The following is an 8,395-nucleotide window of genomic DNA, read 5'->3' as shown; positions in this document are numbered from 1 at the left end:
GGCAGCAATCATGCCGGGCCCGGCAGGCCGTCACCACCCAGCATGCTCACCGAGCGGCCACGAAGAAAGTAACGGGGCGATACGCGACTGGCGAGGCGAGCACGAACGAGCTCACAGTGTCGAGTGGCTCCAGAAGGACTCCCGCTATCGGCGAGGCGATGAGCACGACAAGAGTGATTTTCAACCGAGGAGTTGCGTCCGCTCGCGCATGCGCAGGCAGTTCATCCGGCCTCACCCGGACCTCGTACAGCTTGTAGCTTGCGTCCATTCAGGAGAAAAGAGGGGTGAGGCTGGTGGTCGGGACGTTCGGGGTTTCCATAGCTGGGCGTGCGGGGTAGCCGGATAGTGCTCGGATTGTTCAGCGATCCCGGGTAAGGATGGGCTTAGATTGGGGCATGAGCCTTTCTGTTCCGAGTGCACCAGAAGCGCCGCCGCTGGTTGTGTGTGCGAGTCTTGAGAAGACGTTCGAGGCAGTGAAGGGGCAGCCGCCAGTGACGGTGCTTCGAAACGTGTCGCTCCAGGTGCATCCCGGCGAGATGGTCGCGATCGTGGGGCCATCAGGCTCAGGGAAATCCACGCTCCTCTACTGTCTCTCGGGCCTGGAACCGGTATCAGGTGGCGGGGTGAGTATGTTCGGGCAGGACATCTCAGCGCTGGGCCGGAACGCGCTGGCGAAGATGCGCCGGGATCGGGTGGGCTTCATCTTCCAGTCCTACAACCTCGTGCCCTCGCTCACTGCGATGGAGAACGCCGCACTTCCTGCGCGGATTGCCCGCAAACGCGGCGCGGCGGCGGATGCGCGGGCGGCTGTTGACGCGGTCGGTCTGACGGAACGGGGCGGTTTCTTGCCAGGCAAACTCTCGGGTGGGCAACAGCAGCGCGTCGCTATCGCACGGGTGCTTGCGTCGGGCGCTTCGATCGTGTTCGCGGACGAGCCGACGGGCGCACTCGATACTGTGACCGGGGCGCAGGTGCTCTCCCTGTTGAGGGAGACGGCTTCGGGGTCGCGCAGTGTTGTGCTGGTCACGCATGATTTGGAAGCCGCTGCACGCGCGGATCGCGTGCTCGTGCTGCGCGATGGTTCCATTCACGCGGAGCTCCGCGCGCCGAGCGCGCAGCAAGTGCTTGACGCGGTGCGAGCCGCGGGCGAGGAATCGTTGGCCGCATGATCGCGATCGTCGCCGCCAAGGAACTCGTGCGGGAATGGAGACTCTGGATCGGTGGGTTCCTCATGATCGCTGTCGCGACCATGGTGCTGTCTGCGGTCATCTCCCAGTTCGAGACGGCGGCGGCACTCAGCCCGGCTGAGGGTGATTCGCTGGTGTCGATGACACAGGGCACCATCCTGTTCACCGTGCTGGCCGCGATCGCGGTAACCGGTGCGACGACGAACCTTGCGATCAGTTCGGGTAGGCGTGGGTACGCACTCCTGCAACTGGCCGGTGTCCTCCCGCGTCAGGTGACCCTAGTCGTGCTGATCCAGCTCTGCATGCTCGCCCTCACCGGCACGGGCGCTGGCCTGATCCTTGGACGGTTGACAGCGGGAGTGTTCCTCTCGCTCGCTGGCCAGCAAGCGTCGTTGCCGAACCTCCCTGTTGTGTTCGGTACGAGCACGGTGGCCTGGACGCTCGGAATCGCTCTGTCGCTCGTGATCGTTTCCGGGCTCCGGGGCGCGTTCGGCGCGGGGCGCGTGCCAGCTATCGAAGCTGTGCGCGAGCCTGAGGAGCCCCGCGCGCGTCTTGCAGTGATGCGCTGGGTGGGAGTCGGGGTGGCGACAATCGCCACGGTCATTCTCGGCATCAACGTGATCGCCGCCCCCGTGATCGCCCGCATGGTGACCGATGATTCCGACGGGAGCATGGGCATCGCGGGCATCGTCAGCGGAGCACAGTTGTTCAGCATCGCCCTCACCGCTCTGATCGCAGCGCTCGGCCCGTTCGTCTATCCGCTCATCCTCCGCGCCTGGACAGCGCTCATCCCTGCCTCCTGGTCACCGGCCTGGTTCCTTGCCCGTACGGCGTGCCGCTACCGGCTCACGCAGAGCACCGCAGCGGTCACCCCGCTCATGGTCGGTATCGCTCTAACCGGCAGCCTCTACACACTGTTCATGACCGCCGGAACCGCACTCGACGGCAGCGGAACCCAGAACATGACCATCAATCACGCGTCGATCTTCACCATCATCGGCCCGGCGCTCTTGATTGCCGCGCTCGGTGCGGCAGCGGTGATCTTCATGACCGGACGCACCCGCGACCGTGACAACGCGCTCATCGAAGCGGGCGGCGGAACCCTCGCGACCACAACCCTCAGTGCCGCATTCGAGACGGTCATCTACGTCGGCACCGCTTTCCTCACCGGAGCACTCGTCTACGGCGCGGTCGGACTCGTCGCCACCGCTGCACTGATACAGGTCAGCGACACAGCCACCCCGGTGTACGGAATCGGCATCTCCAGCCTCGTTGCCGTAGTCGGCCTCCTCGTCGTAGGAATCGCGACCATCACCCCGGCACTCACGGCCCGACGCCACACCATCCCCGCGCTTCTCGCACATTAGCTCCGAAGGCGAACGGTAGGCCCACCAAAGTGCTAGCGAAAGTGCTAAGCAACCTGTAGCTCGGCGTATCACGGTGGAGTTATTCACAGGTCACATGCTCTAGATCGTTGATTTCATGCGGCAGGACGCTGTGTTGAGATTCACGGCGTTCGGGGTTCGAGGTCAGTTCAAGTCCCCTCGCGCACGGGGACGTGTTTGCGCCCAAAACATGCCCCTGTGCTGCTCGTGCTTGCGGACGTGCTGCGCCAGCTCGGTCAGTGGCGTGCGCCACGTGAAGCCGGTCCACCCAGGCGTCCGACTAGGCGCAGTGAGTGCCGTTCCGTCGGTTTTCTCCTGCGGGGCGCGCTTCTTCTCCATTTTTCGGGAGCGATCAGACGCGGGCTGGGGCGGGGTGCCGTCACAGGCCGGCACCCCGACCGTGATTAGCTGCGAGTGGCGGTGGGAAGCCGCAGAAGTGATGCACCTCCCAGGAGGGCGAGCACCGCGGCGGTGATAGTCATCGCTGCGGTGAATCCCCACTGGCCGACGCTGAGCCCGGTCAGCAGCGGGCCGCTTGCGAGCCCTAGGGCGTAGGCGAGGTTGTAGAGAGCGAAGGATCCTCCCAGTGTCGGCGGGGTCGACCGGTACCCCTGTTCGCTGATCAGGGTGGTGGCCGGGGCGAGCAGCAGCGCGGATGAGGCGCCGAGGAGCACCATGCCGATGCTGGTTTGCCACAGTTCGGTCGCGAACCCGGTCACCACGAGCGCGGCGGCCACGGCACCCACTCCGATGCCGACGAGGATCCGGGGCGGAGCGACTGCGACGTAGCGGCCGACGATCGGGTTGGCAATGATCGAGGCCAGAGCCGCGAGCCCGAACAGCAGCCCTACCGTGAGTGCGCTCGCTCCCAGGTGGACGGGCAACACCGGCTCGATGCCAGAGAGCACGGCTGCGCCCACAGCGACCGCCAAGACAATCGAGAGTGAGCCTGGCACCTTGAGGACCGCGAGCGGGCCCGCGGTGTCGTCGGTCACGCGGGGCGAGTCCTTTACCAGGATGATCCGCAGCACGCCGTCGGCGAGAGCGACTGCCGCTGCGAATAGAAACGGCGCCGCGGTGCCAAGGTGCTCCACGAGGAACCCCGCGATGGGCGGGCCGATTAGCACACCGAGGGTGATCGTCGACAGTGCGATACCCATTGACTGGCCGCGCCGTTGCATAGGCGTGGTCGCGGCGATCAGTGACAGGGCGGCAACCCAGGACATCCCGCCGGCGATCCCCTGGGCCAGGCGTGCCACCAGTAGCAGCCAGTACGGGCCACCGGTCGCGAACAGGAGTGTGGCGGCTGCGAGTCCGACGAGGCCGATCAGCAGTGGGGTGCGGGGCCCGTACCGGTCGACGATGCGTCCGGCGAACAGGGTGGCGATGATCATGGCCACCGCGTGGGAGGAGAACAGGACCCCGGTCGCCGCCGGGCCGGCTTCGACGACCGCGGGAAGCAACGGGAGGACCGGCACGGCGAGGCCGTGCACGAGCATGTCAGTGAACAGAGCCGCCGAGGACACGACCAGCGCCCGCGTCGATGTGGTGCCCCCGGCGGGAGCGGTGTGTGAAGTTGTCATGAGGAATGGTGGCCTTTCTAGGAGAGCACCCCCCTGACCAGTGCGGCGATGGCCGGTTTCCGGTTAGCGGAGTGCGGAAGGTCTTGTGGTCGGGTCACCGCGGTCACGGTGAGCCCCTGCAACAGCACGAGCACGAGCCCCGCGACCTGTGCGGGAGTCAGCGAGCTCGTGACCGTCGAATCCGAAGCGACGATGGACAGAACACGGGTATGCCAGTCGTCCAGACCAGCCCCCTTGGCGGAAGTGTCGGCGAACGCCTGCGGTGCGACGAGCACGGTGGACGAGGCCAACGCCCGGAAAACCGGATCCGTCTCCAGCAGCCGTACGTACTCGACGAGGAGGCCCTCAAGTCGAGAGGTCGCGTCTGAGCCTGGCGTATCCGTGAACACGCGGTCGGCGTACTCGCCCCACCCCCAGCTGAGCGCTTCGCCCAGCAGTGTCGCCTTGTCGCGGAAGTGATGATGCAGCGCACCGCGTGTCACTCCCGCACGTTCTGCGATCGCCTCGAACGTTGCCCCCCGCCACCCCTTCTCCTCGAAGGCCATTAACGCCGCCTCACACAGCGACAGACGCGTCTTCCCCGCATCCTCAACCGAACGTCTCATACATACATGATAACCCGTATGTATGAGACTTCCGTTCAAGCTCATCTGACCGGGGTGATCGCGACGCTGTGGGCAGCGGCTGGCTCCTCGGAAACAGAGATCGGGTCGCGAGGTGTCTTGATCGGCGGGCGGGGTGGCTGCGCTTCTGCCTGTCGTCTGTTCTCAATCCAGTGGCTGCTCATCACGAGACCGGGCCGAGCTGACTATGGTCGCTGGCTGATAACGGTGGTGACGGTGGAGTGCGGGGTGAGGTGGTGGTGAGCGTCGGGAGCGAGCATGGCCAGCACGGTCATCATGTCGGCGTGAAGCTGGGCGGGGTCCTGTGCGGGGTCTCGGCGGTCGAAGACGGGTTCGTGGTGGGCGATCCGGTTTCGGATGGTGTTGATGTTGCCGATGGTCTCGTCGATGGCTTTGCGCTGCGTTTTCGCAGGGTACGCGTGGTGGAGGTAGGGCACCCAGAGTGTCTTCTCGTGGGAGGCGGCGGTGAGGTGCCGCCAGAATCCGAAGCTGAGTTCGGCGATGACCTTGCCCGGGGTGGCTTTCACACCGCCGCACTTGCGGATCGCGGCGTCAACGGCGCGACGGTTGAGGTAGTTGACATCGCTGCCACGTTTGAGGCCTGAGCGGTCTTTCTTGACTCGCCAGATCGGGGTGACGGCTGGGGAGTCGGCGTCGAGGAGCCAGTGGTCTGTGCCTGGCCAGAGCGCGTCGATCGCAGTGTCGTAAGCGTTGCGCATCGCGATCTCGAAGTGGGCGATGTCCCGCATAAGGGCCTGCCCGAGGGTGACGTTCCACTCGTACAGCGCGAGCGCGCGAGCCCGGTCGCCGTTGCAGGCGGTCACGTAGGGCTGGAAGCGGGCTGGCCCCAGCCAGTCGTCGATCCATGCGTCGGACATCGTCGTTGCCTTCGAAAAAGATCAGAGCCCCGGCGACTTGGCCGAAGCCAGCGGTCCACACGGGGCTAACGCCATCTACTCTACGGGGCTTCCGCCCGTGCGTCAACGCGGCACTGTCCGTCGTGGTGTGGGGTCGCGGGCGCGCACCTGTCCTCACGAGAAGCCGAGTTGAACGGGGTCGGCGTGACGGTGAAGGCGGTGGTCGGTGTGGCAAGACCCAGGCGTTCTGCTGCGGAGGCGCAGGCAGCTCGAGAGGCGAAGCTTGATGAGATGGGCGCGAAGCTCCAGGCCGCGGTCGAGGAGTTGACGACGGGTGAGGACTGGAAGCGAGCGATCGAGTTCGCAGCCAGGTTCCGGTCTCGGAGCTTCCGGAACACGCTGCTGATCTATGCCCAGCATGCCGAAGCGTTCGAACAGGGCCGAGTCAGTTCTCCGGCGCCGACGTATGTGGCGGGGTTTCAGCAGTGGAAGCAGTTGGCCCGGTCGGTGGACAAGGGTCAGGGCGGGTACATGATCTACGCGCCGGTGCTGGGCAGATTTGCGTCCAAGGACCCATCGGATCCGATGTCATGGCGGCGGCTCGCTTCTCGGGAAAAGCCCGCAGCCGGTGAGGTGGTGCGTTCGAAGATCGTGAACGTGAAGCCGGCGTATGTGTGGGATGTGTCCCAGACCTCGGGCGCGGATGTGCCGGAGCGGCCGATGCCGCGTCTGCTGGAAGGGCAGGCACCTGCCGGGTTGTGGGCGGGACTTGCGACGCAGGTGGCAGATGCCGGATTCGAGTTGCAGGACGCTACGGACGCGTCGTCGATTTGGGGCGCGAACGGGGTCACGATCTACGACACGAAACAGGTCCTGGTTCGTGCGGACATGGATGATGCGGCGCGGGTGAAGACCCTCGCGCACGAGCTCGGGCATGTGCGCATGCACGATCCCGCTGACTCGGTCACCCATCACCGTGGGATTCGGGAGGTGGAGGCGGAATCGGTGGCGATGATGATCGGCGCCGCGCACGGCATGGACACCAGCTCGTACACGATCCCCTATGTCGCTTCGTGGGCCGAAGGCGTCCCGGACAAAGAACCGATCGACGTGATCCGGGAGACCGGTGAACGAGTCAGGAAGATCGCACTCGATGTCCTCGACAAGCTCCCCGACGCTGGCATCGGAGACGGCTACCCTCCTGGGCTGGACCGGAACGGGCCGGCGGCGGGCCGAGAAGCCGCGGTATCGACGCGCGCCACTGAACTGGGAACAGCCGCCCCGACCACGAAGGCGGCAGCGGTCGATATCTCTGTGCCAGCGCTATGACGGCGCAGGACACGCGCCGAGTCGGGGCGTGGGTGGTTGCGGTGTCCATCGGCGGAACGGTGCTGCTGGGCGTGGGGGCGTTCTGGTTGTCCTTCACCGCGCTGGCCGACCTCGCGGTGCGGGCAGGCACTCCGACGGAACTCGCATGGGTGTGGCCGCTGATCGTGGACGGTGTCATCGTCATCGCGACCATGTCGGTGGTCGCCCTCTCACCGCACGGAGTGCGGGCGACACGGTACCCGTGGGTGCTGCTGGGCGGAGCGGCCTTGGTGTCGGTGTCGGCGAACATCGCCCATGCGCTCGTTGCCGCAGACGACGGAGTGCCTGGGTTGCTGGCCGGACTGGTCGCATCGGTGCCGCCGATCGTGTTGCTGGCCGTCACCCACCTCACCGTCGAGCTCAGCCGCTACCACCGCCGCTCCCCCACCACCCCAGCATCCACACCCCTACTCACCCCCGGCACGACGGTGTCGACACACGTACCCAAGGAGGAGCGCCCAGCTGGTGCCGCCACCGATCAATCGGAAAGTGACGCGGGAGAGCGCGCCTCGGCCCGGGCGGCCTCACCGCCGTCAGGAACTCGGGACGTGGAGATAGCGAACGCGGAGCTCAGGGAGCAGGTTACAGCGCTGCACCGCGAGGGCCTGTCGAATCGTCGGATCGCTGAGCAGGTCGGAGTCCACCCCTCGACCATTGGCCGGTGGCTGAAATCCGCCTCTCCACATGCGCACGACAACACGACCAATAGGAAGGATGAATGATGGACAGCACAACAGAAGACACTCCCACCCGGCCGGTTGTCGAACACGAACCCAAGACCCTGCCCGAGCGGCCCGATGAGCCCGACCGGGGTGAGCAGGGCCGGGATGCTGACGCCCTGGCGCGGCTGTCGGACCCGTCGCTGGCCGCTCGGAAGGAACGGATCGCGGCACGAGTGCGGGATCGCTCCGGGATGCGGTGGGTGCCCGCATCGGAGCTTCTGCGACGGGGAAGCGAACGAGCTGGCGATGCGCTCTCTCGGGGGCAGGAACGCGTGCACCGTGCGACACGCGAGGGCGTGAAGGCCGGTGTCACCCGCACAGCATCGGTGGCCGCGGCACGGGTCGCGCAACTGGGCCGGCCCCGTCCCACACCGGCGAGCACCGAGGCGGTCCCCGTGCCCGCCCGCCCCGCCGTGTAAGAGGGTGCGCGCCCTTGAAGGGGCCACGCTGGCGAGGACAGCGCGACTTGACTGTTTCGCGCATGTCCTTGACGTTCCCGCGCGTCTTCGCCGGCAACGCTCGCCAGAACCTCCTTGGATGAGGTAACGGTTGAGAGTCATAGGGAATTGCTCACGAGTGGACTCTGCACCCGAGGTGATCTGAGTACTGCTGGTTCTGCACCTTCTGCATGACACCGCACATGGGCGTTCCACCCCTCGACGGTGTCACC

7 protein-coding genes are annotated in these 8,395 nt (G+C 66.1%); 4 read left to right on the top strand and 3 right to left on the bottom strand.

What is annotated here, in order from left to right:
• Nucleotides 1-395 precede the first annotated feature (395 nt).
• Entirely contained in the window at nt 396-1,169 is a 774-nt protein-coding gene (locus ACPYN4_RS13430) for an ABC transporter ATP-binding protein (protein ID WP_424446664.1), read from the top strand.
• Nucleotides 1,166-2,554 carry a hypothetical protein gene (locus ACPYN4_RS13425; RefSeq protein ID WP_424446663.1) on the top strand — a complete coding sequence of 463 codons (1,389 nt, stop codon included), beginning with the start codon at nt 1,166-1,168 and terminating at the stop codon, nt 2,552-2,554. Before ACPYN4_RS13430 ends, ACPYN4_RS13425 begins: the two co-directional genes overlap by 4 nt.
• Nucleotides 2,555-2,976: 422 nt before the next feature.
• On the opposite strand, the gene ACPYN4_RS13420 is transcribed toward ACPYN4_RS13425, so the two are convergent.
• The 3 genes from ACPYN4_RS13420 to ACPYN4_RS13410 form a co-directional block, all read right to left on the bottom strand.
• Nucleotides 2,977-4,155 carry an MFS transporter gene (locus ACPYN4_RS13420; RefSeq protein WP_424446662.1) on the bottom strand — a complete coding sequence of 393 codons (1,179 nt, stop codon included), beginning with the start codon at nt 4,153-4,155 and terminating at the stop codon, nt 2,977-2,979.
• A gap of 17 nt (nt 4,156-4,172) precedes the next feature.
• A complete protein-coding gene (locus tag ACPYN4_RS13415) occupies nt 4,173-4,700 on the bottom strand; it encodes a TetR/AcrR family transcriptional regulator (protein WP_424446661.1) in 528 nt (175 codons plus the stop codon).
• Between the two features lie 263 nt (nt 4,701-4,963).
• On the bottom strand, nt 4,964-5,656 hold the full coding sequence (locus tag ACPYN4_RS13410; protein WP_424446660.1) for an Abi family protein: 693 nt from the start codon (nt 5,654-5,656) through the stop codon (nt 4,964-4,966).
• Between the two features lie 270 nt (nt 5,657-5,926).
• Between ACPYN4_RS13410 and ACPYN4_RS13405 the strand changes: the two genes are divergently transcribed.
• Both ACPYN4_RS13405 and ACPYN4_RS13400 read left to right on the top strand, forming a co-directional pair.
• Nucleotides 5,927-6,964: an ArdC-like ssDNA-binding domain-containing protein gene (locus ACPYN4_RS13405; protein WP_424446667.1), complete on the top strand. Its 1,038-nt coding sequence runs from the start codon at nt 5,927-5,929 to the stop codon at nt 6,962-6,964.
• Nucleotides 6,961-7,725: a DUF2637 domain-containing protein gene (locus tag ACPYN4_RS13400; protein ID WP_424446659.1), complete on the top strand. Its 765-nt coding sequence runs from the start codon at nt 6,961-6,963 to the stop codon at nt 7,723-7,725. The genes ACPYN4_RS13405 and ACPYN4_RS13400 overlap by 4 nt, the downstream gene beginning before the upstream one ends.
• Nucleotides 7,726-8,395 lie beyond the last annotated feature (670 nt).

This window comes from Microbacterium sp. CH-015 (assembly GCF_049707015.1).
Taxonomy (GTDB): domain Bacteria; phylum Actinomycetota; class Actinomycetes; order Actinomycetales; family Microbacteriaceae; genus Microbacterium; species Microbacterium aurum.
This window is presented reverse-complemented; position numbering and strand designations above follow the sequence as displayed.

Excerpts from the sequence above, each read along its gene's own strand:
- ACPYN4_RS13430 (WP_424446664.1), top strand. The coding sequence starts at position 396 with ATGAGCCTTTCTGTTCCGAGTGCACCAGAAGCGCCGCCGCTGGTTGTG.
- ACPYN4_RS13425 (WP_424446663.1), top strand. The coding sequence starts at position 1,166 with ATGATCGCGATCGTCGCCGCCAAGGAACTCGTGCGGGAATGGAGACTC.
- ACPYN4_RS13420 (WP_424446662.1), bottom strand. The coding sequence starts at position 4,155 with ATGACAACTTCACACACCGCTCCCGCCGGGGGCACCACATCGACGCGG.
- ACPYN4_RS13415 (WP_424446661.1), bottom strand. The coding sequence starts at position 4,700 with ATGGCCTTCGAGGAGAAGGGGTGGCGGGGGGCAACGTTCGAGGCGATC.
- ACPYN4_RS13410 (WP_424446660.1), bottom strand. The coding sequence starts at position 5,656 with ATGTCCGACGCATGGATCGACGACTGGCTGGGGCCAGCCCGCTTCCAG.
- ACPYN4_RS13405 (WP_424446667.1), top strand. The coding sequence starts at position 5,927 with ATGGGCGCGAAGCTCCAGGCCGCGGTCGAGGAGTTGACGACGGGTGAG.
- ACPYN4_RS13400 (WP_424446659.1), top strand. The coding sequence starts at position 6,961 with ATGACGGCGCAGGACACGCGCCGAGTCGGGGCGTGGGTGGTTGCGGTG.